Raw genomic sequence first — 23,139 nt, forward strand, 5'->3', positions numbered from 1 at the left:
TCAGCACCCAATCCAACGCGAGTTTGCCGGCCTCCCCCAAGGCGTTCATGAGTTACCCGCCTGATCCTACGGGACAGGAGGCTGGAATGTCGTTTCCAAAAAAGGGTAAGTCCTTTCCGAAAAGGGGTAAGTCCTTTCCCAAAAGGGGCGGGCACGGCGGTTCGGATTTCAGCCTTGACGATCATGCCTTCGCGATGAAAATTGCGTCGGCACTGACGTCGGAGCTCAAGGATCGAAACTCGCGCGCGAAGTTGGTGGCGGGCTGGACGGGTGCGAATGAGCGCACGGTCAGAAATTGGATTTCAGGACGATACGCACCCTGCGGCCGACACCTCGTAGTATTGGCTCAGCATTCAGACCAGGTGCTAAATGCCATTTTGTTGATGGCGGATCGGCACGATCGGTTTGTAGGTGGAAACGTAGAGGATCTGAGGCAAAAGGTGTTGGAGTTGATGGCCATCATCGGGGAGTAAGTCCCTCGGTTGGAGGCCTCGGCGCTGCGCTCGATGGAGTACAAGCCAACCAACCATAGCCCTGTCCGGCGAAGTACAAGGCGGACTTTATCCCGCCATGGCGCGCGGCTGGGGGATTCGCAAGCCCTTCACCCGCGAGCCGCCGGGCGGGCGACATCGGCCGGCCTAATCCGGATGATGACCCCGCGCCGGGCTCGCGGATCCGGTCAATCAGGGTGCTCGACCTGGGCATGGCGCCGATGTCGGGCGTTTGCCGTGCGCTCGTCGCGGCTATCGATTGGCTGGCCGCGGGGGCGCGGCAGGCTGGGGGCCGTACAGCCATCTGCGGTCTGACCGGGGGAGCTGGGTGGGCCGTCCCCTTTAAAGGGAACCTGATCCGCCTGGGTTCCCTAGACTACTCTGGTCTACGCAGAGAAGGTTCGATCCCAGCTCCTCTCTCTCCGCCAGTAAGTCTGTGGGGGTTATTCTCGATGGCATGGTCAACAAGGTGGAGGTGGGATCGCACGATTGGATCGCTGCAATGCAGTACCTCGCAGCATGCAATATTCATATGAATCGTCCGTTCGAAACAGTCTCGATATATGAAAAGCTTTTGGCGAACCCGAATGGCGCCCGATACTTATCGAGCGATCCAACGGCCCTCTCAAACCTAGCCGTTGCCTATCGCAACATAGGAGAGCAATCGCATGATCCTAAAATGGAACAGAAGAGCTTTGAATATCTTAAGCAGGCATATGAAAGCGATGCCGGTTCAAGCAATTATGTAAAGGGACAGGTTAGATACAATCTTGCGATAGCCAACTTTCAATTAGGCAAAGAGACCAACAATCTCGAAGCGCTAAGAGAAGCCGCGCGATTGTTTAACCAAGCCCTCGAATACATCAATCAGAAACGAGACTCTTCATCTTGGGCGCACACCCAAACCAACCTTGGGATTGCACACCTTGAGATTGGCAAAGTCACCGGTGAGATAGATGAATTCAAAAAGTCCATAGCTGCAAAGGGGTCCGCCCTCCTCATTTGGCAACCTGGCGAAGTGCGAGATAGATGGATCGATTCAACCTTCATTATGACCGACGCCTACAACGAGTTGGCACGGATCGAAAAGAAGCGAGAAGGTTTGGACAAAGTTATCTCGACGATGAAAGACGCAATTGAACACATCGATCATGATTCTCAATCGGCACAGCTAATGAAGGCCTATTTGGGTGTGGCTGCATCGAATTTCGATCTCCTACAGACATACCGTGACGAGAGCTGCCGCGCTGATTCGAAATTGTATTATGAGAAAGCGGCGAGGCTCTTGGCAGAAAGGGTCATGTCCCATTTGTTGACCGTTAGCGATGCGTATCCTCAGGCGGTAGCGATACAATCAAGGCTTGATCAGTTGAAAACATCGGCATCTCCAAAGAAATCGACTTCCAAAAAAAAAGTAAAACTACCATTTATCTGGACGAACCTGGCCAAAACGCGATCGCTCCCAGCGAATGAGGCGAGCCTGCCCTTTTTCGGCAATGCTTTCTCAGTCACACATCGAACGGAGGCAATGATGCCAGGGAAATTCGTGCTGCCGCCACCTCGAACTGCGACTGCTTCGCAAGGGAAAAACTGAACATGGGCGTCCGATACGGATGGGACATCGAGACCGACGCCGTCGATGGCGAGGACACGGCAGACGACAAATTTTGTGGTTTGGCGTCACAGCTAACCCCACTGCAGAATGGATCGCAAATCAGGTCACGGAAGCATGCGGTTGGGAGCAGGCTCCCCGCTACCTGATCCGTGACCGGGATGGGGCCTATGGTGAGGTCTTCATCCGAAGACTTCGATCAATGGGCATTCGTGACCGGCCGACATCGCCGCACTCCCCATGGCAAAATGGATATGCCGAACGGCTGATCGGTTCGATCCGACGGGAGTGCCTTGACCACGTTGTTGTGTTCGGCGAGCGACACCTCCGTCATATACTGCTGTCGTACATGTTGGAGAAGGATGCGCCGGTCTCGCGCGCCGTCAAACTGGCCGGGACCATTCTGCCGTTCGGTCCTGGGCGGCCTGCACCACCAATATGTTCGGATTTGATTTACGACAGGCACAGGTCTCGGCCTCCGGTGACAATCCCTCGCGCAAAAGATAATGAACGCCTCGCCGGGGGCACTCGGTCCCGCGTGCTGCCTGCGGCGTCGCTATGCTCACGCTCCTGCGGGTGCCCTTTTAACCGGTCTCGGCGTCGGCGAGTTGTCGTCGCTGCGCTCCGCCTGATACGCCTCTTTTCCTGCGCTACGCCTGCGGCTCACGCGGGACAGGCGATCATCAATTCAGATTCGATGCGCCGCCTCGCAACAGCTGCCGGTAGCCCTGCTCGGTCATCCATCTCGCGCGGGCGAGGTGACTGTCGAAGGCTCGCCGGGCGCGTTCCGGTTCACGTTCCGGATCGATATGCAACACGATGCGCGCCACCTCTTGCCAGTCCGCGCCGTCCGCATCCGCGTCCAGCAGGCGCAAATAGGTGATGATGTGCTCTTCGTCGTAACGTGTCAGCATCGCATCTGTGGGCGCGGTGTCCGCGATATCGGGATCGAGCGGCGGCTTTTTCATTGGACAAACTCGCAAGCGGTCAAGCTGGTATCTCGCCTGGACGTGTCGTTTCTAGCGCTTGAAGGTTACGGAAAGAAGTCTTCTGGTCAAGCCTGCTGGTCGTGCATCACGCGATGCAGACCGGGCATCACTGGAAGACCAGGGTCTGCGACCCCATGGCCGTCAAGGCCAGGGCGAGCGCCGCCAGGGCGGCGGCCTTGACCGCCATACCCCGCTCATTGGCGCGGGCCTAGTCCGGGTTCATGCGAACCCGGTCATTGAAGGGAATGAATTGCAAACTTCGCGAACCGCTGATGTTTCATGCACCCGCATTTCGCGAGCGGTTGTAGACTGGCCGGGCAAAGCGCGGAGGAACACCGATGCCCCGGGACTCTTTGGATGAAATCTGGAATCCGTTCGGCGAACACGTCGGCCATCTGTCAGCGACCGAGCGCGCCGATATGGAGAGAGCCCGGGCATGGTCCTGGTACCTCAACGGCGGGGGAGGCGATCCATCCTGGTTCGATCGCATGAGTTACATGCGAATGGTCGACCGCGAGCGCTAGCGCTGATCGAGTCCAAAACATTTCAGAGGATGTCGCGCCGCCATGCGCAGGCCCATTCGTTTATCCCGTTCCCGGATAACACGAAACATTCCGGCTCGATCCTTTCGCCGTGTCGAACCCGCGGCAAGCATCGTTCGACCGGAACGAACTCTTGAACGTCGTGAAAACGCATATGCTGAAAGGCTGATCGGTTCGATCCGACGGGAATGCCTTGACCACGTTGTTGTGTTAGGCGAGCGACTGCACCCGCGTTTTTGTCGCCCCGAACATAAACTTGGGCCGGGCGGCCGGGTTCCTAAATTGAAACTAGGCCACTGCTATTTTCAAACTAGCATTACAGTTGTCGTTTTTTGAAGTGGGCCCGTTGGGCGGCGGCCTGGTGAGCTCTGCGCCAGAGTGACCATGCGATGATGTGTGCGGGTTGGATCCGCTTTCGGGCGAGCCTGATGGCGATGCGGCGGACTTCCTGGATTGACCAACGGATCAATGACGGATTGGTGATATTTTGAGTTTTGCCGTGGTTCGGCGTTTCGTTTTTTTGGGCGGCGGCGAATTGGCGCGATGGCGGATCACCGCCATCATGGCGAAGGCGAGCATCACCAGGGAAACGTGGCGATGCCACCCATGCCAGGATCTGCTCTCGTTGTGATCGAGCCCGAACTCGTTTTTCGCGGTCTCAAAGCTGTCCTCGATCGCCCACCGATGGCCTTCGACCGCCACCAGCGTTTCGATGGATGTTCCCGCTGGACACCAGGTGGTGAAGAAGGCGAGATCGCCATCGGCGATACGACGACGGATCAGCAGACCTCGTGTCCAAAGACCATGATTTGCGCTGTAAAATTCTTCGACCTCGAGATCGGCCAATTCGAGATAGCACCAATCGTGCAGCCGCGGTCCTTTGGTTCCGGCCCCTGCCGACAGGCGTTTCCAATCGGACGCGCGCCGCGTCCGAGCGATGTCCGCGGCCTTGCCGGCGACCGATCGCCGCTTGCCCCAGGATTGAAATACATGAGCGCTGCTGACCCCGAGCACGTAGCCTTTGCCTGCCCGGCGTAATTGCTGTTCGATATCGCCAACACCGTAGACAGTATCACCGGCAACCCACTTGAATGGTACAGACGCGGCTATGGCGCGTGCGATCATGCTCGTTGCAAGCTTTGGCTTGGTCGCAAAGCCGGCACCGGGAGGCACATATGCGGCTTCCAGACGATCTGGATCGTCGGTCCATTCCTTCGGAAGATACAGCGCGCGATCGATGAACGCATGACCGTGGCGCGACACGTAGGCGGCGAAGACGCCGATCTGGCAGTTCGTGATCTTGCCGGCGGAACCAGTGTATTGCCGCGCCACCCCGCACGACGCCTTGCCTTGCTTGAGAAAGCCGGTCTCGTCGATCACCAGCACCGCATCGTCATCCGCCAAATGCTCGATGACATAATCGCGGACGATATCGCGCAGACCATCAGCATCCCAATCCCTGCGACCCAGGATCGCCTGTTGCCGCCAAGGACCGGGATCGCCAGCTGCCTCCGCGCGCATCCAACCGGTCTTGCGTTGCTCATCTCCGAGCAGGCTTTCCAGAAACAAGCCTGCATTCCTCGCAACACGATCTTGATTGAACAACGGACGTATCCGTTTCTTGATCTCACGAAGCGACGCCGCCCACAGCGCAAGCGTCTCTTCAATCGACGCTGGCCGCGTCCACGATCTTCGAATCATGGTTGCCCATGGATTCAGAAAACTGCATAAAAGGCAACTGTAGTGCTAGGCCACCTAGGGATCGAAACAGGCCAGTACCGGTCGGCGAGCAGTGGCCTGTTTTGATCCGGCGGGTGATCCAAAGAAACGGCCCCAGCGCGGGGGCGCAGCTGGGGCCGCAGTCCAGGGAGGTGTGCCGGAGGGAGCCGACACAATTTCGATGTAGGTTTTGCGATCCGCCGATCCCATTAAATTCGGGTTTAGACACTTATTTCGGCCAGTACCCCGGCATCGTCTCTTGCGCGGCGGCCGGGTGCGCCAAAAAAATTCGACCGCTCGGGCAGGCCCTCGATCACGAAAACAGGAAGACGCCGATCAGCAAACCTGCTGCGAATGCCCAGAGGCCTAATGTGCAAGCTGAGACAACGCGGACAAGGTTACGGAGGTCGTCCTGCGGGATCTCGTGGGATCGATCCGTCATTGCAGCCTCCCCCCCTGCGGTGGCCGCTAGGTTACGGGGAATGCTAAGACTGTCATTCTCGCCCAAAAAAAGGCAATAGATGGGCGGTCACTGACCTGAAGAGGGCGTTTGGTGTGACGGTCAAGTCTGGCTAGCGATCACAGAAATCCTGCAGGGCCCGGCAGACGAACAGCGGCTCAAGGTCTGACAGCCAGACCTGATCGGGCCAGCGTTCTCCGTTGATCTTGACTGAGTGCGAGCACTTGTAGTCGCCGCAGTAGACCAGCAGCCGGCGAGGGCCTGAGTGGCGCATTTCTCCAAGAGTGATTTTCTGCTCGCGTGCGACCAATGCAATTTTGCCAAGAATCTTGCCAAGTTTAAACAGGGCCATCCCAGGGGAAATCCACGGTCTGGTGGGGCTCGGCGTATGTCGTCCGGCAACGTCGTGCGCCGGGCCTCTCTTTTACTGCTTGATTGCGACCCGGGCTGGTTTAGTCGAATGATGCTGTGGCGGGCCTATCGTTGCCCGGACCACCGTGGCAACTGCCAGTGCCGTCAAAACGGTTGCCATGACCGGCGTTTCGCTTCTCATAATCGCGACTGTCAGTTCTTAAGTTCCAACTGCCGCATCTCAACCAGACGTGCCAGGCAAAATTCGCGATACAAAACGTTGATGAAGTCCCGCATGACCGAATCCCCTCTGGTCTAATGAGGAGATGTTAGGCCGGGTTTGTTTCCGGCCGGCTTCGCGGACTTGGAAAATGGTTTCGTGGCCTTATCAGCCCGCCGGCTCACCCCGGCGGGTTTTTCGTGCGAGGTGCGGCCTGAAATACAGACAGCCAGAGAGTAATCAAAACTGACCAGCGACAGAAACTCCCCTCAGGGATGCAATGGATTGACTATTGTTGCCGACTAATCCCGAGTTCTTTTTGAAGTTGAGGGGTAAGCCCAAGAGCGCCCTCGGACGGCTTCTGGCCGGTTCCCATCGAATTGCGATTTACCGATGGGGTGATCGAAGCCGATCCTGCAGCGGTGTTGGCCGAAGTCGGCGAACTCGCTGTACCAATTGATCCGCCGCCATATCCATTGCGAATGCCGCCTTGGGTGTACGTGCTCTGAGCGCGCGCGCACAGCGGAACGCAGAGTAAAAAAGTCACTATCAATATTCCTAGTCTCTCTTTGATCATTGGCGATGTTCCTGGTGTCGGATGTGCGGGGCGTGTCTGCTTCTTCCTTGGGAAGCGCGGTGCGCGCCGCGCCAGACGAGTCCCGGTTCTCGAATCTGTCACCGCAGCGGGGATCGCCGCGTTTCACTAAATCCACCTCTTGAAGCGGCGGGTAGCAGCGCAGCAGCCGTACTCCTCAGTGTAACCTCGACCACGGCACTAGCGATAGCCCAGCGCCGCGACGGGCGGCTTGTTCCAGTGAAAGTCCGGCCGCACGTCGGCACCACGTTTGCCGCACGCCTTGCATGCAAACCGCGCTTCCAGATCGGATAGCCGCACTTCATCTGGCCATCAGTGCTGGCTGATCGAACGCGCGCTTTGGCGCTCACTCTAAGCAGCGACTTTGCGTCGGCGAGCGTCATGAAGCCGATCCCCGCCCGGCGCGAGGCTCGTGGAGTTGCGATCCTTTTCCGCCGCTAAATGGTCAACAGGCTTGATTTGATCCACGCAGTCAGGGGAACCGCCCAGAAATAGCTGGATAGAGTCCGATCTCGCTTCGAGCCTGTCGAGATATCGGCTATGGGCTCGGCCAGCCACGACGTTGATTGCGCAAATCAAGACGAAAACGAGCAGCCAGATCATGTGGACCCCTACCTTCGTGGACCCCTTGTCTCGCATTTTAGGTTCCACCCGATTTGGTGCTACTTTGTGGCGTTACCATGTTTGAGATGCGTGGCTGCTAAGCAGTTTTGAGGTCGCGGCTCAATGCTCGCATCACGCCATTGCGCGCGAACATCATCGGCCCGCCGCGCTCCACCAGCATCAGCGCTTGGACCGCATCCTGCCATTCGGGCAGGTCCGATTCCTTTTCGGCAAGTTCGCGATGTAATCGCCGGCATCGCGCAGGGTGACCAAATGAGCATGTCCTGTTACGTGATCAAATTTCCCCGCAAGCGGCGCCCGAAAGGCGCTGCACCGGCGACCGCGGCAATGCCCGCCACCGTCACCACACTGCCGCGTCCGCGCGTCGGCCTGCTAGAGCAGGAACTGCTACAGCTATTCGACAGCCTCGACGAAGCCGGCAAGCACTTCATGAACGGCTATCCAAAAACTGATTGGACTGTGAAGCGCAGGGACGCGATGGCGCGAAAGAAATAGGCCAAAAAGCGATAGCCGCCTAAACGGCCTAGTACCTCGTCACAGTGATTATGACTCTTTGGACGTTGCGGGATAAGCGCGGCCCATTTTGGCGCGGGCTTTTTCGGTTGTGAACATCCATTTGATGCGGGCAGCGGCGGCGTTTCGTTGCTGCTCCCGTGCGGCGATTTCGCTGATCAGACGCTTGGGATCGTCGATTCTGCGGTCCAGGCACTGGCCGCGGAGTACGCCGATCTCGATCTCGACCATGTTGAGCCAACTGGCATGCTTGGGGGTGTAGTGGAACTCCAGCCGGCGCAAGATGCGCCGGGCTTCGGCGGGTGCGAATGCCGCATAGAGGGCGCCTACGGAGTGGGTCGACAGATTGTCCTGCACGACCCGGATGCACGCGGCATCGGGATAATGGACATCGACCAGTTCGCGCATGCATTGGGCGTAATCTTCTGCCGCCCGTCGCTCTGTGACTTTGACCTTGCGCCAGGGCCGATGCACGTCGACGCAGACGAAGAGATTGACGGTGCCGTTGCGGCGATATTCGCAATCGTAGCGTTCGAGTTGGCCCGGCTCGGCGGGGATCGGCTCGCGAACCTCGCCGATGAGCTGGACCGGGCTCTCGTCGAAGCAGACCACCGGCCGGTCGGGATCAGGCGCTTCGGCATAGAGGTCGAGCACGTCTTCCATGCGGGCGACATATTCGCCATCGACCTTTGGAATGCACCACATATCCTTGCGCCATGGCTTGAGGCCGTTTTCGGCCAGCCGCCGGCGTACCGTCTCGCCCGACAGGCTCTCGTGCCCGGTGAGCTTGACCATGGCGTCGGCCAAAAGCTCCAACGTCCAGCGGGCGCGACCCTCCGGAGGGGTTGCGCAAGCCGTTGCCACCAGCAGGGCTTCCTCCTTGCCAGTGAGCTTGCGCTCCGCGCCTGGACGCGGATCCTCGCTCAGCGCCCGTTCCAGATTGCCTTCCACGAAGCGCCGCTTGGTCCGGTACACGGTGGAACCGCCCACCGCCACGGCGCGGGCAATCTCTTCATCGCTGCGGCCGGCATCGGCCGCCAGCAAGATCTGGGCGCGCTTGAGCTTGCGGGCGGCCCGCTTGCCCTTGCTCAACATCGCGGTGAGTTCGCTGCGTTCGGCTTGGCTCAATGCGACCCGATAACGTAGATTCATCCCGACCTCCTTGTCGGAGGACCGGACGAATCGACAAATGAATCGAAAATCAGGCGCCGCTCGCAGCCTCACGGCTCAAGGCTTCACCGAAAAGCAAGGCCAGTACCTGGCTTTCATCTACACCTACGCGCACATGTTCCGGCGCCCGCCCGCTGAAGCCGACATGCAGCGCCACTTTCAAGTCAGCCCGCCATCGGTCCACCAGATGATCGTGACGCTCGAACGAAACGGTCTCATCAGGCGTCAACCCGGCGTCGCCCGAAGCATCCAAATCCTCGTTGCTCCGAAAGACCTGCCCATCCTGAACTGGCTCGGAATCAACCAGTCATAATCAATGTGACGAGGTACTAGGAAGGCCATGGGTGAGATTTAGTCTTCTTCCGCCCCCGCCACAGGGTCAAAATCCTTCAAATGAGGGCAGATTTGCCCAGCCGGCTCAGTTGGAGTCACTGACGCATTCAGTTTTCATAAATAAATCATGGGCTTACCAATTTTCTTACCTGGTCGCGGCAGCTCGCCCAACCGTTGACGTGCTTGGACCATCGAGGACCACTTCCACCTGCGCCCGGATAGATCAGATACTTCTGGCATACTTTGTGCTATGTATATGGGGCACATGTGTAGAGGGATTTTCCGGTGAAAAAGGATCTCAAGACGGTACAGCCTACCCATTCATTATTGGACAAGCCCGCAAAGCAGCGCATTCTGGAAACGTCCGATAAAATGTTTCGGATCTTTGGTATTCGGGTGAGTCCTCATTCGATTGCGCATGAGGCGACTTCGAATATCGATACCGTCTTAAAACACTTCGGTCATCCTCAGCGTCTTATTTCCATTTTTTTGAAGTCGCTAATTCAGGAAGCGGAGAATTATTGGCGAGAGGTTGAAGGAAAATACCCAAACGATCCCGAAGGACGTTTGCGATACTGGATGTTTTTCGAGGAAGGGCGAAGGGATGATCGCTTCGAGCCGGAACGGCTCCTAGCCCGCTCAGCTGCAGAACTCGAAGTAGGTTCGAGGAACCCACTGCTCGCGGAGATCGAGCAGTATTGGCAGGCCGAGCGTCGCCGTGTAGTCAGGCTGTGCGAAGCGGCGGGCTTCCGCGGGCCTCGTGAATTGGCGGATAAGCTATTGTTGTTGGTTCATGGGTTGCGCAACGAGCGGGGAGCCTACGGGCATCATGCACCTAGCCGCTTGCTTCATCAGGCTGCAGACGATCTGATGGTCGCCCACGGGGCTACTCGGAAGGCTCTGTTGTCGTGGGACGACGATTGAGGGATTGGCAGGATTGAGATCAGATGCCCAAGGACGAAAAAGCCGCCGTCGTCGTGTTCACTGCAGAGAGTAAGCAGAGCATTTTGGATGAGGGAGGTTCGGGGAACTGGGTTCTAAATCCGAAGAACGCCGGCCGTCTCGAATATCTCGTCTGTTGCAGGAGATCGGACTGGAAAAATCGAGCTGAAGGGATTGCGCACAGGGCTGCCTTCCTTGTCGGTCGAATTGCCGGACTCGCAAAGATCGACGGCAGCGAAAATGAGCGAAACCAACCGCGCTACCGGATCCAGATATCTGAATACGCCGAGCTTGCGCTTGCCGAAATCTGGAGGAAGGAGCTGCGTAACCCCGTTGTATATGGCACGCTGAAAGACTTGGGCATCGAGTTGCGCGGATTGAAGTTCAAGCCGATGCCGCCGCGGCCGGCCGCCATGGCAGGGGAGGGCAGGATGACGATTGCGGAAGCTAAAAAGGCGCTGGCCGTCACCTTCGGCGTCAAACCAGAAGACGTCGAGATCACCATCCGCGGCTGAGCTTAACCACATCGCCCAAAATCAAAGGCCTCAGCGAAGTGAGATTGAAGTATACTATACTTACTGATATACATAGACCTCCTGGAAGGAGGCGCTTATGAGTGATTTTCGAATCGGACACCTGCCCATCGCCGAGCTTAAGCCGAACCCGCGGAATGCCCGCCAGCACTCCCAAAAGCAGCTTAGTCAGATCGCCGGCTCCATCCGTGAGTTCGGGTTCAACAGTGTCGTTGTGGTCGATGAGGATGGGGTCATCCTGGTCGGGCATGGGCGGTGCGAGGCGGCCCGGATTGCAGGGCTTGAGACGGTCCCGGTGTTGCGGCTTTCCCACCTCACGGCGGAGCAAAAGATTGCCTTCTCGCTGGCCGACAACAAGATCGCCCTCAACGCTGACTGGGAAATAGACCAGCTGAAGGGGCTGTGGCGGGAACTGGTCGGGGCGGAGATCAGCTTCGATTTGGAAGTGACGGGGTTTGAGACCGCCGAAATCGACCTACTGGTCGATGGCCCTACCGAAGCGGAACGGGTGGACCGAAGTGATCTCCTTGCGCCCCCGCATACCGAGGCAGTTTCAAGACTGGGCGACCTCTGGCATCTCGGCGACCACCGCTTGCTTTGCGCCGATGCCTGCGATCCCGCTTCCTACGAAGACCTGCTGGATGGCGAGCCGGCGCGTCTCGTCTTTACCGACCCGCCCTATAACGTTCGGATCGACGGTCATGTCGGCGGGCTCGGCGCGGTCAAGCACCGCGAATTCAAGATGGCGTCCGGCGAAATGACCTCGGCCGAGTTCGAGCACTTCCTCAAGACCGTCTTTGGGAACCTGGCAGCGGCAAGCATCGACGGAGCCGTGCATTTCATCTGCATGGACTGGCGCCACCTTGGTGAGGTGATGAATGCCGCCAGCGGAATCTATTCTGAACTCAAGAATCTCTGTGTCTGGAACAAAAACAATGGTGGGATGGGATCGTTTTACCGTTCCAAGCATGAGTTGGTGTTTGTCTATAAGGTCGGTACTGCGCCGCATGTGAATACGGTCGAACTCGGAAAGCACGGACGCTACCGAACAAACGTTTGGGACTACGCGGGCGTGAACACGTTTCGGTCCGGCCGCGATGCCGAGCTCGAAATGCATCCAACCGTGAAGCCGACCGCGCTCGTGATCGACGCGATCAAGGATTGTTCGCGCCGTGGCGACATTGTGCTGGACGCATTTTCCGGCTCGGGGACCACGATCATGGCTGCGCACAAGTCCCGTCGCAGGGCGCGGGCCATCGAATTGGATCCGCTGTATGTCGATGTGGCCATTCGCCGTTGGCAGTCTTACACAGGCCAACAGGCCACGATGGCGGTCACCGACGAAACATTCGCAGAGGTCGAACAGCGCAGGGGCGATCCCTTGCAGTAATCATTACTGTGAGATTGAAGAAATCGCAAAAACCTCTGGTGCATCGGCACAACTGAGCCGTTCCACTTGCTCAAAATGCCGATATCTATTATAACCAACATGCCTCGTGACGAGAGCTGGGTGGGGTCCATTTGGGACTTTGCGTGATGCACAAATCCGGCAAGTAGTTCGAAAATGACGGCGTGACGCCCGATGGGTCAAGTTTTGCATCCGCAGACTTGGAATCATCTGGAGCCGCGCCATTTTGTTTTGTGGCGCGCTCCATGAATTGGGGAGGCCGCAATGGGCCGTAATAATTTAGGTCAATTCGAAAAGGGTACTTGCGGAAATCCGCGCGGTCGCCGGCGAAAGATGCCGCTCAGGATTTCGGACGAGCAGCTTAGGGAGGATTTCTTTAATGCTGCTGAAACTCTTATTCCCATTACAGAGAAGGGGAAGCGAAAGCTGGTTCCTGCGAGCCACGCAATCGACATGCAGTTAATTCTCAAGGCCGCTTCAGGCGATATGAAGGCGATCATCGAATATAATAAGAGGCGGGAACGATATACGTTGGAGCACTTGAAGTTGCAGCTTTCGAACCTCGAGGCGATTGCGGATGCCGAATATCGTATCCGTAAGAATCCTGAAGATGTAACAGACGAATTCAAGCGCGTGGTCACGCTGTTAAAGGCCAGCCTGGATCCCTATTGCCGCATGCCTTGAATAGCTCAGAGCTAAATGATCTTTAATGGGAGCGCATCTTGCGCTCCCTTTTTCCTATGAGTGGCTCGCGTCGTTGTCCGTGCCGTTCGTGTCAGCGGGACAAGTGAAGGCTCACTGTATGTCATCCGGCCCGACCAGTATTGGACCTGTTACACACCTGTTCGGGACCTGTTCCCCGCCAGTTTTTTAATTGCTCGAATAGCCCCTGGGTGTGATGCAAGCCCCGATGTTTTCTAAAGAATCGGCCAATCGGTGAGCCCGAAGGCCCCAATACGTGAAATTTACAGGATAACAGGGCTCAAAAGTGCGGAGACCGGTTCGTATCTTACTGCGCACACCACCATTCTATGCTTCACCGACCGCAATCCCGGAAATTCCCCGACAGTTGACCGGCGGTCGTGTTTCGCCCGGATTTCCCGGTGACCGCCTGGCTCGGCCGGCTATTTCCGGGTCGAGGCGGTGACTTTGGCTCGGTCGGCCATTGGCGTCGCCCCGCGTAACACCCCAGACCCATCCGGCCGTCGCCAGCGCGAGGTCTGCGAATCGAGCGCGCCCGTTTGTCGGCGGCAGGGATCGGTATCGCGCGCGACGAACCAAATCCGCGGATGGACGCTGCGTGCGTTCACCGGCTCCACATTGATCGCGGCGATCAAACCGTTCGCATGGTTGGGGCGAAGTCTCGTTCATGCGCGCGTCAATGCTGACGCCGATCAACAAGCCGGATCGACCGATCCTTTGCGTGCCCGATTCGTCGCTTCGTCTCGGCGCCGCCGGCGCGAATGCACGTTGACGGTTACCGGGCTCGACGCTACCTTAAATTGTCTTTTTCGGTCATAATAGTTTTGATGTTAGTGCGTTATTTATGATTTTCGCGATCCGCGCCGAAGATTGCCGATCGGTTCGAACGTTTCGCCGCCAGGAGATTGATCGTCGCGTCTGCGACGCAAGGACGGAGCCGGTCGCGCCGCCGCGAGCGGCGTTTGTAGAACGCGTTACGTGTTGCCCCTCCGCGTCGCGGCGTCGCCCGTGACCGCAAAAATTTCGCCGAGCCAGAAGTGAAGATCATGCCGGAATCGAACGTTGTGGAGCCGCCGTCGCGTCATCAGCGCTTTCGGGCGATCATGGATGCGGCTGCGGGTACGTCCACCGCCACCTATTCAAATCATCCGCGCTTCTGGAACCTGCCGCTGCCGGAGCTGCGCAGTTTCGAGCTTTACGGTATCGCGATGATGCGCCCGGGCGGTGCGGCAGCCGCGGCGCCGGCAGCCGCGCCGTCATGCTGTCACGCCGAGGATCATTGCCATGCGGCGGCGCCCTCGTCGGGCGGCGCGGCGGAGGCCGGACTGGTGCGCGGTTTGCGCGGTCAATTCCCGTTCGACGGCACGCAGTTTCCGCCGCTTCCCTGGGGCGGCAAGCGGGTCGCCGAAGCCGACATCGTCTTCATCGCGCAGTGGATCGCTGACGGGTGTCCCGGCGCGGACGAAGATCACAGTCGCGTCCAGGCCGCGCATGTCAGCGAGATGAGCACCGCGCTGGCGGCCGGACACGCGCCGCATGCGCTGTTCGAGGGGCCGACCAATCAACTGGCCGAGGAAACCGGCAGCGTGAAGGCGCGCAAGAACGTCGAGCACCTCTCGGACGAAGAATTGCGCCGGCTGCGCGCCGCGATCGCGCAAATGAAATCGCTCGATGTGTATCCCCAGGACGAGCGCAGCTTTGCCTACTGGGCGCGCATTCACGCCAATCAGTGCCAGCACGGCTGGGAGCAGTTCCTGACCTGGCATCGCGCCTATCTCTATGGTTTCGAGAAACAGCTGCAGGATATCGATCCGACCGTGACGCTGCCTTATTGGGACTGGGCCGCCGACAGCCAGAACGTGCAGGCCTCGCTCGACGACATGGGCGCCGCGACCAACGACAATGGTTACGTGCCGCCGGCCTATCAATGCTGGATCGACGAGGACGGACTGCGCAAGTTGACCGACGGCGGCAAGGTCCCGCAGGCCGTGTTGGCCGGTCTGCGCGCCAAACTGCGCACGAGCTACAGTTCGGGCGCGCGCCTGTTCATCGATGCCGGCATCCAGTACGGCGCCGACCCCGCCAGCGATGAGGCGATCAAGACGGTCCTTGGCGACATCAACCCGCTGTTTGACTGGAAACGCTGGCCCGGCGGCAACAGCGACCTGATCTTCGAAGCCTATCCGACGCCGGGCGATGTCGAGCGGATCCTGGGGATCGATGACTTTTTCGATTTCGGCAGCGGCAGCAGGGGCAACCAGTTCTTCGGCTCGCTGGAGACCGTACATAACCTGATTCACAATTTCTCGGGTGGCCAGAATCCGTTCATCAACGTCGCGCCGAACGAAGCGATTTATGGCGACATGCAGGATCCGGGGACCACCGCCTTCGATCCGATCTTCTGGGGCCATCACAGCAATTGCGACAGGCTCTGGTCGGAATGGCAACGGCGCCATCCCGGCGGCGGGCCCGACGATCCCGGCGATCCTTTGCCGCCGTGGAACCTGACCGTGGACGACACCTACAGCATTTCGCGGCTTGGCTACGAATACATGATGGCCTCGAAATCGTTCCTCACCAACAGCGCCGTCCCGATCCAGCGCTTCCAGTCGGTCGCGAGCGCCGTGCATCCGAAGGTGATCGCCCTGCACGGCCGGGCCGAGATCAGGCTGCATGCCGTGCAGTATGTGGCGCGGCCGGGCTTCCACATCAGGGCCTTCCTCAATACGCCGGACGCCAGCGTCGCGACGCCGACCCGCGGCAATCCGAATTATGTCGGGATCGCCAGCATGTTCACGGGAGTCTGTATCGGAGGACCCGGACATTGCGACGTGCCGGCGCCGCGGACCGATCCCTTCGATCTGCGCCCGCGTCCGCACAAGACGCCCAGCAACATCCGCTTCAATGCCACCGATGCGGTCAAGCGCCTCGCCAGCCAGGGCGCGACATCGTTCGCGGTCAATCTCGTGGTTCTCAACACCGACGGTACGCCGGCGGCCGACGCGCTGAAAATCGACGCGGTTTCGCTCAACTTCTTCGATCGACCCTCGACATCGAAACAACAATAGGCCCGCCATGGCAACATTTCGTATTCATCCCGCAATCGGTATCGCCCGGATCGGCAACAGCCCGGAAGGTTTCTACATTGCGTCCGACCAGGGCGGGCAACTGCCGATCCGGTGTGACGGCAGCGGCAACCCGATCCTCGATGCGGAGGGCAACGAAGTCGGCGTCACCGACTTCAAGGACGCCGAGCATCGCATTCTGCGCCAGGCGGCACGGTTTCGCGTATTCGTCTACGATGACAAATCCCCCGACGGCCGCGAGGTCTTGATCGGCGATCAAGTCGACATCGTGAACAAGCGCAACGGTCAGCTGCTCACGGTCCAGGTCGACGACATCCAATGGACCGCCTATCTCGCCAACAAGAAATCGAGCTGGTACACGTTCGACGAGACACAGGGAGAGCACGGCTATACCGCCGATCACGCGCTCCGCAACGCCGACATCACCAACAGCGAGGAGCGGCAGCGTCTCATCATCGATCCCGGCCCGCGCAGCGTCAGTTTCAAGGGCGCGCCGCACGCCGTGTTCGACAATCGCAGCGCCGGGCCGACCAGCTTTCCGCCGGACCTGACGCCGCACTCGATCACCAGTCTCGGCGAACTTCGTTGCACGCAACAGGCCAAAGCCAACCGGCTGCTGGTGCTCGGCGGATTCGGGAATTCCGGCTCGATGCTCGGCGGCTTTGGCAATCCAAAGATCGAAGCCTATGCCAACAATGACGGCTGGTTCGACGATACGTCCGACGGGCCGGTCAGCGCGCGGTTTGTCGGCACGGTCGTGGCGATCGACGGCAACCCGGTTACCCCCGGAGATCCCGGGCCGATGCCGGCGTCGATCGATCCGGCCTGGGTGATCGTCGGCTATCCCCGCTACGTGCCGCAGGCGCTCGATGTCGTGACGATGGACGATCTGCTGTTCGACATCGCCGTCCGGCAGTTCGGTTATGTGCCGTATCTGTACGGGGTGCTGCCCTATGACGGGGCGGCCAAGGTGCCGCAGGATGCGGCGGGGTTGAAGATCTGGCGGGGACTGGCGAAGTGGAATCCCGCCTTCCGCCCGTATTTCGGCCGCGACATCCTGCCGATCCTGATGCGTCCGCTCGATGCGCAGAATTTCATCGACAAGGATCCGCTGACCGGCGGCAATCCGCACAACTCCAACCCCCACGGCAATTTTGATTTCAACGACCTGTCGGTGCCGCTATTCGATGGCGAGCCGGAAGCTGATCGCAAACGCCGTTACGACATGCGGCAATTTCTCTACGGTGTGTTGCGCAAGGCCGGCCAGGAAAACGACCTGTTCGCGCCGGCGAGTCCGAGCAAGCCGGGATCCAGGCTTTTCGCGATGCCGCTGTTGTGCGGCGACAATCCGATATCGAACGTCGCGCCTTCGAAATTCTTCCGTCTCACCGACACCATGCTCTTCCTGCTCAAGCAATGGGCGGACGGCCTGTTCATCGACGAGAGCAAGGAAGACATCATACCTCCGCCGCTGGTTGCCGGCGCCGGGGCGGCGCTGGATCGCGGCGCGCTGGCGGCGGGGCTGGGCGGCGCATTCTGCCCGGGTGCCGAAGCCGGCTGGATCATGCGGAATCTCGCGATCTATTCCGGGCCTTACCGGATTCATCCGTCCAGGACGGTCACCCAGGGAGAACTCAGCCAACCGGCCGACGCCAGCCTCGAGGAAGGTCTGGAGCCGGGCGACCTGACGAAATACAGCGCCGTTCCCTGGCAATCCGATTTCAACGAATGCACCAACCAGCCGATCGACGTCACCTATCGCGAATGGAACAGCATCGCGCCGGAAAACACCGGCGATCCGGTCGCGTCGATGGCGCAACTGACCTATTGGTGGCCGGTGCACCGTCCCGTCTATTTCGGCTCGCTGCCGTGGTCACCCACATCGGTGACCAATTCCGGTGACCTTGCGATGGTCACGGCATGGGCATCCCTGCGATTCTTTCTCAGAATCGAAGATAAAAATGGAAACGACACCAATAGCTTCCAGTTCGAGGCGTCGGACACGCCGGCCTCATGATGCTTTCCGTGCATCCGCCGTTCTACGATGTCGTCATTTTGGGAGGCGGACCGGCCGGCGCCGCCGCCGGGATCGAACTGAAGAAGTTTGATCGGACCTTGCGGGTTCTGCTGGTCGAAGCGGAAATGCTTGCCGATTGGCATGTCGGAGAAACCTTGGCGCCCGGCGCCCGACAGCTTCTGGAAGGGCTTGGCTGCTGGGACGAGGTCGCACGCGGCGGCGTGCTCGAATCCGTCCAGACTATGGCGTGCTGGGGCAGCGACCGTCCGCACGCCAATGAGTTCATGCTCTCGACGCGCGGCAATGCCTGGCATCTCGACCGCGCCGCGTTCAACGAGACCTTGCGTGCGGCCGCCGAAGCCGCAGGTGTTACGATCTGGCGCGCCACGCGCTTTGAGGGCGTGGTGCAGGGCAGGGACGGCCGTTGGCGGCTGACGCTCTGCCGCAACGGCCAGCCGCTCGCGGTGGCCGCTGATTTCGTGGTGGATGCAAGCGGCCGGTCGGCGAGGTTCGCCGCGGCGCTGGGCCATCGCCCGCACTTTGCCGATCGGCTGGTCGGCATCGCCGCGATCGTGCAGCTGCGCGAAGAAACCTCGCGCGATCACGCGACGCTGGTCGAAGCCTGCGAGAATGGATGGTGGTACTCCTCACCGGTCCCCGGCGGGAAACTGGTGCTGGTCTGGATGAGCGATGCGGACATCGTTCATGGCGACGGTCTCGCGCGGCGGGAGCGCTGGCTGGCGCATCTGCGCGCGGCGCCGGCGACCGCTGCGCGGGCGCTGAACGCGGACGTTCCCGATCGGATCACCACATGGTCGGCGCGCTCGCATTGCCTTGATACGGTGAGCGGCTCGCGCTGGGTGGCGGTCGGCGATGCCGCGTCGAGTTGGGATCCATTGTCCTCGGCGGGAATCCTCAAGGCGCTGCGCACCGGCAAGCTCGGCGCCTTCGCCCTTCTCGACGCAATTCGGGGCGTCGAAGGCGGATCAGCAAAGTACCGACGGATCATATCGGCCGAATATGCGCGCTACCGGCAGGACAGGCGCGAGGTCTATCGAATGGAGCAACGCTGGCGCGAAACGCCATTCTGGCAACGCCGGCATCACGACGAAGCAATCGAGGAACCCGTTGCGCTACGGCAATCAGGAGGACGGTGAGATGACGAGCCCGGTGTTTCCGCGCACCCAGAGAATCGGCATATTCGTCTACCCGAATTTCGAGCCGATCGATGTCTGGGGTTTCGCCGAGGCGTTTTCGATCGCGCGCTTCCTCGGCACTGGCTATTCTGACCCGCCGCCCTATCCGTTCGAAATCGTCCTGATCAGCCGGGACGGCAGCAACGTCAAAAGCATCAACGGACCATCCGTGGCGCCCGATTGGGATTTCAAGAAGGCGCTGCAGGAGCCGCTCGATTTGCTGATGATACCGGGCGGCGGCGGAACCTGGCCGCTGCTCGATGAAAAAGATCACCCGGCCGACGTCGCGGCCCTGCTCGACTGGATCCACGCGATGGATGCCAAGGTGAAGATCATGGCGTCGGTCTGCACCGGGGCCGGGGTATTGGCGCGCGCCGGGCTGCTCGACGGGTTGCCGGCCGCGACCAATCACGGGGCGTTCGATGCGGTGAGGCTGTGGGGCCCGAAGGTGCTGTGGGACAGCGTCTCCCGCTGGGTCGATGCCGGAAGATATGTCTCTTCCGCTGGCGTTTCGGCCAGCACCGACATGGGATTTTATCTCGTCTCCCGGATGGCAGGACGCGCGGTCGCGGAGAACGCGGTTTCGGCCGCCGAATACGACTGGCACCGCGATCCCCAGACGCCGATCTACTATCCGCCGCAGGCGCAGGTGTAGCGGAGCGGAAAATTTCGTGCGACCGGCGCCGGCTCAGTTTTCGGCCGTCGAAAGAACTCCGTGAACGCGGGAAGCCAGCGCACTCTCCGAGAACGGCTTCTGGATCAGCGAGACGCCGGGATCGAGCCGTCCCTGATGCACGATGGCGTTGCGGGAGTAACCGGTCATATAGAGTATCTTCAGCCCCGGGCGAAGTTGTCTTGCGGCGTCGCCAAGCGCGCGGCCGTTGATTCCGGGCATCACGACGTCGGTCAGCAGCAGGTCGATCGGGCCGGGCCGTTGAACCAGGGCAAGCGCGGTTTCGCCGTCGGGCGCTTCGAGGACGCCGTAATTGAGGCTGCGCAATGTTTCCGTCACGTAGGAACGGACGTCCGGATCGTCCTCCACCACGAGGACCGTTTCCAGCCTGCCTTTCTGGCTCTCGGGAGTTTTGGTTTTATTTTTGGCTTCGGCGCGCTGGATGAAACTGCGGGGCAGGTAAATCTTGACTGTCGTTCCCTCGCCCGGTTCGCTGTAGATGCGGATGTGGCCGCCGCTCTGTCTGACGAAGCCATGGACCTGGCTAAGGCCGAGACCGGTCCCGGTACCGGCCGGCTTGGTGGTGAAGAATGGATCGAACGCCTTGCTGATGACTTCCTGCGACATGCCGGTGCCGGTATCGGTCATCGAGATCATGACGTATTGACCCGGCTTCACGCCGTCCACGGTCTCGCAATAGGCCTCATCGAGAGATGCATTGCCGGTTTCGATCGTCAGCTTGCCGCCCGGTGGCATCGCGTCGCGCGCGTTGATCGCGAGGTTGAGCAGCGCGGATTCCAGTTCCGCCTGGTCGACTTCCGTCAGCCATAGCCCACCGCCGCGTACGGTTTCGATGAGAATGGTCTCGCCCAGCGTGCGGCCGAGAAGATCGGACATATCCGCCACCAGCCGGTTGGCGTCGATCGGGCGCGGATTGAGCGGCTGGTTGCGCGAAAACGCCAGCAGCCGCTTGATGAGTTCTGCCGCGCGCTCAGCGGCATGATAAACGTTGGTCAATAATCGCTGTTGCCTGCCTTCCGGCGTCTGCCGCAATGCCAGCTGCAGATTGCCGAGGATGATGGTCAAGAGATTGTTGAAGTCGTGCGCCACGCCGCCGGTCAATTGCCCGACTGCCTCCATTTTCTGCGCCTGGCGGAGGCTGGCTTCGGCGGCTTCGCGCCGTTCGGCCTCGTCATAAAGCTGGCCGGTTGTTTTCATCGCCAGCAGGATCAGCACGATGAAAAAGACGGTCGCGGGAAGTCCGTAGACCAGATGGCCGGCCATCTGCCACAGCCAGCCCTGCACGATATCCCGGGTTGCCAGGCTCGAAGTGACATAGAGTGGGAATCCCTCGAGCTTGCGCGCCGCAAATCGCCGCTCGATCCCGTCGACACCGGAAACCGACGTGTATTGGCCGCCTTCGGGACTGCGCGCAACCAATTTGCCGAAGCCGGTGGAAGCGTCGAGCTTGATGCCGGTCGTGGTCGGCACCGGGTAACGCGCGAGTACGGCGCCGTCGTCCCTGATCAGGGCAAAGCTCGCGCTGGTGCGCTCGGCCAGCGGTTCATAGAGCCGCTCGAAGGCCTGGGGCAGGACCGAGATTTCGGTGATGCCGGAGAAGGTTCCGGAGGTGTCCGTGCGCCATTTGCTGACGGGAACGATCAGCCGCCCCGTCATCCGGATGCGCTGCACCTCGCCGACATGAAGGTTCGAATCCGGGGCCAACTGGCTTTTCAGATAAGCGCGATCGGGCGCGTTCGCGGCCGGTGCAACTGGGAAGTACAGCGAGGATACGATGGCGTCGCCCTGCGCGTTCAGGATCCAGACCGATCCGATGTCCGGCAGCGCGTTGACAAACTGCTTGAGGCGCTCGCTCAACTCGGCTTCGTTGATGCGAAGCGTCTGCTCGGTGCGTCCGCGCGTGATCTGCTCGACGCTGTCGAACGTCACGTTGATCGAGCGGAACACCCGTAGCGCCTGCTCGGCGCTGAGGTCCAGCCCCTGCTTGATCCGCTCATCGGCGCGGCTGAAGGCGGTATGGTAGTTCGCCCAGGATGCATAGCAGAACAGCAACAAGGGAAAGACGACGCTCGCTGCGAGCATCAACCGCAAGCTTCGAAGCGCAGCGTTACGGCGCGTTCGCATGCGGAATATTCGCTCCCTGCTGAATCGATCCGGCATCGATAGCAGTTGCGGGCGATTCCCGCCAGTTCGGCACTTTTTCCGGAGCCCGGAGCATGATCGGTTCTGATTGAATCAGAACCGATCATCCTCTAGATTCTTGTTTTGACGCGTTTTCTTCACGCGAACCGGTGCCCACTTCGCTCGAAAACGCTCTAGTTCCCCGGCTCGAACGTGCAGTCGGCGCCGCCGCCGGCGTTTTCCTTGATCACCTTGGGGTCGAGGGTGCAGGAGAGCTTGGAGAGAGCCTCGAAGATCGATCCGGCGGCGCCGTCGGAGGGAACGCCCGCCGTCACTTCGGTAGCGTAGATCTCGTTGGCCTCGCGCCCCTTCAGGCTGCGCGTGGTCGTCTTGAAGGTCAGTTCGCAGGAGCGCGCGGTGATGTCGACATTGGAGGTCCGGCACACGATCTTGTCGGCGGTGACGGTGATCTTCTTGGCGTAGCTGATTTTGGAATTCCCCTCGAATAACGCCGCCACTGCCTTCTTCTCGGCGGACGGCAACAGCGAATAGGGTGCCACCACGCCGGCCAATGCCAGTGCCGTCGATCCCGATACCGTGGTCGGGGCCGCGGAGGCGGCGGTGCCGCCGGCCAGCGAAAGCGAAACTGTCAGGACTGCCAATTTTCCAAGCTTCATTTTTGCCTCCTCGGCGTCTGGAATGCGGGATTGCCGTCGATAGCATGCGGCGCAATCCAAAATAGTGAGGGATATCACACGCAATCCCGAAATATCGGTTCCGAAACCAGGCGAAGGCCGCGCCGGTGTGCCGTCCGGACAGAC

Annotated in this window: 19 protein-coding genes and 1 pseudogene; 14 read left to right on the forward strand and 6 right to left on the reverse strand. The window is 59.9% G+C overall.

Going from position 1 to position 23,139, the window contains the following annotated elements; translation table 11 throughout:
• Nucleotides 1-86: 86 nt before the first annotated feature.
• The 3 genes and pseudogenes from V1289_RS30750 to V1289_RS30760 form a co-directional block, all read left to right on the forward strand.
• On the forward strand, nt 87-473 hold the full coding sequence (locus tag V1289_RS30750; RefSeq protein WP_334401542.1) for a hypothetical protein: 387 nt from the start codon (nt 87-89) through the stop codon (nt 471-473).
• 475 nt (nt 474-948) lie between these two features.
• Entirely contained in the window at nt 949-2,085 is a 1,137-nt protein-coding gene (locus tag V1289_RS30755; protein WP_334401544.1) for a tetratricopeptide repeat protein, read from the forward strand.
• Between the two features lie 220 nt (nt 2,086-2,305).
• Nucleotides 2,306-2,431, forward strand: a pseudogene (locus V1289_RS30760) (integrase core domain-containing protein); the annotation flags it as partial.
• Nucleotides 2,432-2,786: 355 nt separating this feature from the next.
• Here the strand turns inward: V1289_RS30760 and V1289_RS30765 are convergent.
• Entirely contained in the window at nt 2,787-3,071 is a 285-nt protein-coding gene (locus V1289_RS30765) for a DNA -binding domain-containing protein (RefSeq protein WP_334401546.1), read from the reverse strand.
• 359 nt (nt 3,072-3,430) lie between these two features.
• Between V1289_RS30765 and V1289_RS30770 the strand changes: the two genes are divergently transcribed.
• Nucleotides 3,431-3,616 (forward strand): hypothetical protein, encoded by a 186-nt coding sequence (locus tag V1289_RS30770; RefSeq protein WP_334401548.1) that lies wholly within the window; start codon nt 3,431-3,433, stop codon nt 3,614-3,616.
• A 483-nt stretch (nt 3,617-4,099) separates the two neighbouring features.
• On the opposite strand, the gene V1289_RS30775 is transcribed toward V1289_RS30770, so the two are convergent.
• Together V1289_RS30775 and V1289_RS30780 are read right to left on the reverse strand one after the other, a co-directional pair.
• The gene (locus tag V1289_RS30775; protein WP_334401550.1) at nt 4,100-5,335 is read right to left on the reverse strand and encodes an IS701 family transposase; all 1,236 of its coding nucleotides are present in this window, start codon (nt 5,333-5,335) and stop codon (nt 4,100-4,102) included.
• A 590-nt stretch (nt 5,336-5,925) separates the two neighbouring features.
• Nucleotides 5,926-6,165: a hypothetical protein gene (locus V1289_RS30780; protein WP_334401552.1), complete on the reverse strand. Its 240-nt coding sequence runs from the start codon at nt 6,163-6,165 to the stop codon at nt 5,926-5,928.
• Nucleotides 6,166-7,855: 1,690 nt separating this feature from the next.
• On the opposite strand from V1289_RS30780, the gene V1289_RS30785 reads away from it, so the two are divergent.
• Nucleotides 7,856-8,098: a hypothetical protein gene (locus tag V1289_RS30785; RefSeq protein WP_334401554.1), complete on the forward strand. Its 243-nt coding sequence runs from the start codon at nt 7,856-7,858 to the stop codon at nt 8,096-8,098.
• Nucleotides 8,099-8,146: 48 nt separating this feature from the next.
• Here the strand turns inward: V1289_RS30785 and V1289_RS30790 are convergent, their stop codons facing one another.
• Nucleotides 8,147-9,268: an IS630 family transposase gene (locus V1289_RS30790; RefSeq protein WP_334401557.1), complete on the reverse strand. Its 1,122-nt coding sequence runs from the start codon at nt 9,266-9,268 to the stop codon at nt 8,147-8,149.
• Nucleotides 9,269-9,305: 37 nt separating this feature from the next.
• Between V1289_RS30790 and V1289_RS30795 the strand changes: the two genes are divergently transcribed.
• The 9 genes from V1289_RS30795 to V1289_RS30835 all read left to right on the forward strand — a co-directional run bounded on the left by V1289_RS30795 (nt 9,306) and on the right by V1289_RS30835 (nt 20,158).
• Nucleotides 9,306-9,599: a LexA family protein gene (locus tag V1289_RS30795; RefSeq protein ID WP_334401559.1), complete on the forward strand. Its 294-nt coding sequence runs from the start codon at nt 9,306-9,308 to the stop codon at nt 9,597-9,599.
• A 305-nt stretch (nt 9,600-9,904) separates the two neighbouring features.
• Nucleotides 9,905-10,543 carry a hypothetical protein gene (locus V1289_RS30800; RefSeq protein ID WP_334401561.1) on the forward strand — a complete coding sequence of 213 codons (639 nt, stop codon included), beginning with the start codon at nt 9,905-9,907 and terminating at the stop codon, nt 10,541-10,543.
• Nucleotides 10,544-10,566: 23 nt separating this feature from the next.
• A complete protein-coding gene (locus V1289_RS30805) occupies nt 10,567-11,076 on the forward strand; it encodes a hypothetical protein (protein WP_334401563.1) in 510 nt (169 codons plus the stop codon).
• Nucleotides 11,077-11,173: 97 nt separating this feature from the next.
• The gene (locus tag V1289_RS30810; protein ID WP_334401564.1) at nt 11,174-12,484 is read left to right on the forward strand and encodes a site-specific DNA-methyltransferase; all 1,311 of its coding nucleotides are present in this window, start codon (nt 11,174-11,176) and stop codon (nt 12,482-12,484) included.
• A gap of 282 nt (nt 12,485-12,766) precedes the next feature.
• Nucleotides 12,767-13,186 carry a DUF5681 domain-containing protein gene (locus V1289_RS30815; RefSeq protein ID WP_334401566.1) on the forward strand — a complete coding sequence of 140 codons (420 nt, stop codon included), beginning with the start codon at nt 12,767-12,769 and terminating at the stop codon, nt 13,184-13,186.
• Nucleotides 13,187-14,250: 1,064 nt separating this feature from the next.
• Nucleotides 14,251-16,272, forward strand: coding sequence for a tyrosinase family protein (locus V1289_RS30820; RefSeq protein WP_334401568.1), 2,022 nt, complete (start codon nt 14,251-14,253; stop codon nt 16,270-16,272).
• A 7-nt stretch (nt 16,273-16,279) separates the two neighbouring features.
• Nucleotides 16,280-18,307: a LodA/GoxA family CTQ-dependent oxidase gene (locus tag V1289_RS30825; protein ID WP_334401570.1), complete on the forward strand. Its 2,028-nt coding sequence runs from the start codon at nt 16,280-16,282 to the stop codon at nt 18,305-18,307.
• Nucleotides 18,304-19,464: a tryptophan 7-halogenase gene (locus tag V1289_RS30830; protein ID WP_334401572.1), complete on the forward strand. Its 1,161-nt coding sequence runs from the start codon at nt 18,304-18,306 to the stop codon at nt 19,462-19,464. Before V1289_RS30825 ends, V1289_RS30830 begins: the two co-directional genes overlap by 4 nt.
• A 1-nt stretch (nt 19,465) precedes the next feature.
• Complete coding sequence (locus V1289_RS30835) at nt 19,466-20,158, forward strand: DJ-1/PfpI family protein (protein ID WP_334401574.1); 693 nt, start codon at nt 19,466-19,468, stop codon at nt 20,156-20,158.
• 33 nt (nt 20,159-20,191) lie between these two features.
• Here V1289_RS30835 and V1289_RS30840 read toward each other — a convergent pair whose 3' ends face one another.
• Both V1289_RS30840 and V1289_RS30845 read right to left on the reverse strand, forming a co-directional pair.
• Nucleotides 20,192-22,279 carry an ATP-binding protein gene (locus tag V1289_RS30840; RefSeq protein ID WP_334401576.1) on the reverse strand — a complete coding sequence of 696 codons (2,088 nt, stop codon included), beginning with the start codon at nt 22,277-22,279 and terminating at the stop codon, nt 20,192-20,194.
• Between the two features lie 233 nt (nt 22,280-22,512).
• On the reverse strand, nt 22,513-22,995 hold the full coding sequence (locus tag V1289_RS30845; RefSeq protein ID WP_334401578.1) for a hypothetical protein: 483 nt from the start codon (nt 22,993-22,995) through the stop codon (nt 22,513-22,515).
• Nucleotides 22,996-23,139 lie beyond the last annotated feature (144 nt).

The organism is Bradyrhizobium sp. AZCC 2289 (assembly GCF_036924615.1).
In the GTDB taxonomy this organism is placed as follows: Bacteria; Pseudomonadota; Alphaproteobacteria; order Rhizobiales; family Xanthobacteraceae; genus Bradyrhizobium.

What these genes read in the sequence shown, in the direction of transcription:
- V1289_RS30825 (WP_334401570.1), top strand. Translation starts at nt 16,280, where the DNA reads ATGGCAACATTTCGTATTCATCCCGCAATCGGTATCGCCCGGATCGGC.
- V1289_RS30770 (WP_334401548.1), top strand. Translation starts at nt 3,431, where the DNA reads ATGCCCCGGGACTCTTTGGATGAAATCTGGAATCCGTTCGGCGAACAC.
- V1289_RS30765 (WP_334401546.1), bottom strand. Translation starts at nt 3,071, where the DNA reads ATGAAAAAGCCGCCGCTCGATCCCGATATCGCGGACACCGCGCCCACA.
- V1289_RS30840 (WP_334401576.1), bottom strand. Translation starts at nt 22,279, where the DNA reads ATGCTCGCAGCGAGCGTCGTCTTTCCCTTGTTGCTGTTCTGCTATGCA.
- V1289_RS30780 (WP_334401552.1), bottom strand. Translation starts at nt 6,165, where the DNA reads ATGGCCCTGTTTAAACTTGGCAAGATTCTTGGCAAAATTGCATTGGTC.
- V1289_RS30755 (WP_334401544.1), top strand. Translation starts at nt 949, where the DNA reads ATGGTCAACAAGGTGGAGGTGGGATCGCACGATTGGATCGCTGCAATG.
- V1289_RS30810 (WP_334401564.1), top strand. Translation starts at nt 11,174, where the DNA reads ATGAGTGATTTTCGAATCGGACACCTGCCCATCGCCGAGCTTAAGCCG.
- V1289_RS30785 (WP_334401554.1), top strand. Translation starts at nt 7,856, where the DNA reads ATGAGCATGTCCTGTTACGTGATCAAATTTCCCCGCAAGCGGCGCCCG.
- V1289_RS30815 (WP_334401566.1), top strand. Translation starts at nt 12,767, where the DNA reads ATGGGCCGTAATAATTTAGGTCAATTCGAAAAGGGTACTTGCGGAAAT.
- V1289_RS30845 (WP_334401578.1), bottom strand. Translation starts at nt 22,995, where the DNA reads ATGAAGCTTGGAAAATTGGCAGTCCTGACAGTTTCGCTTTCGCTGGCC.
- V1289_RS30820 (WP_334401568.1), top strand. Translation starts at nt 14,251, where the DNA reads ATGCCGGAATCGAACGTTGTGGAGCCGCCGTCGCGTCATCAGCGCTTT.
- V1289_RS30790 (WP_334401557.1), bottom strand. Translation starts at nt 9,268, where the DNA reads ATGAATCTACGTTATCGGGTCGCATTGAGCCAAGCCGAACGCAGCGAA.
- V1289_RS30830 (WP_334401572.1), top strand. Translation starts at nt 18,304, where the DNA reads ATGATGCTTTCCGTGCATCCGCCGTTCTACGATGTCGTCATTTTGGGA.
- V1289_RS30795 (WP_334401559.1), top strand. Translation starts at nt 9,306, where the DNA reads ATGAATCGAAAATCAGGCGCCGCTCGCAGCCTCACGGCTCAAGGCTTC.
- V1289_RS30805 (WP_334401563.1), top strand. Translation starts at nt 10,567, where the DNA reads ATGCCCAAGGACGAAAAAGCCGCCGTCGTCGTGTTCACTGCAGAGAGT.
- V1289_RS30750 (WP_334401542.1), top strand. Translation starts at nt 87, where the DNA reads ATGTCGTTTCCAAAAAAGGGTAAGTCCTTTCCGAAAAGGGGTAAGTCC.
- V1289_RS30775 (WP_334401550.1), bottom strand. Translation starts at nt 5,335, where the DNA reads ATGATTCGAAGATCGTGGACGCGGCCAGCGTCGATTGAAGAGACGCTT.
- V1289_RS30835 (WP_334401574.1), top strand. Translation starts at nt 19,466, where the DNA reads ATGACGAGCCCGGTGTTTCCGCGCACCCAGAGAATCGGCATATTCGTC.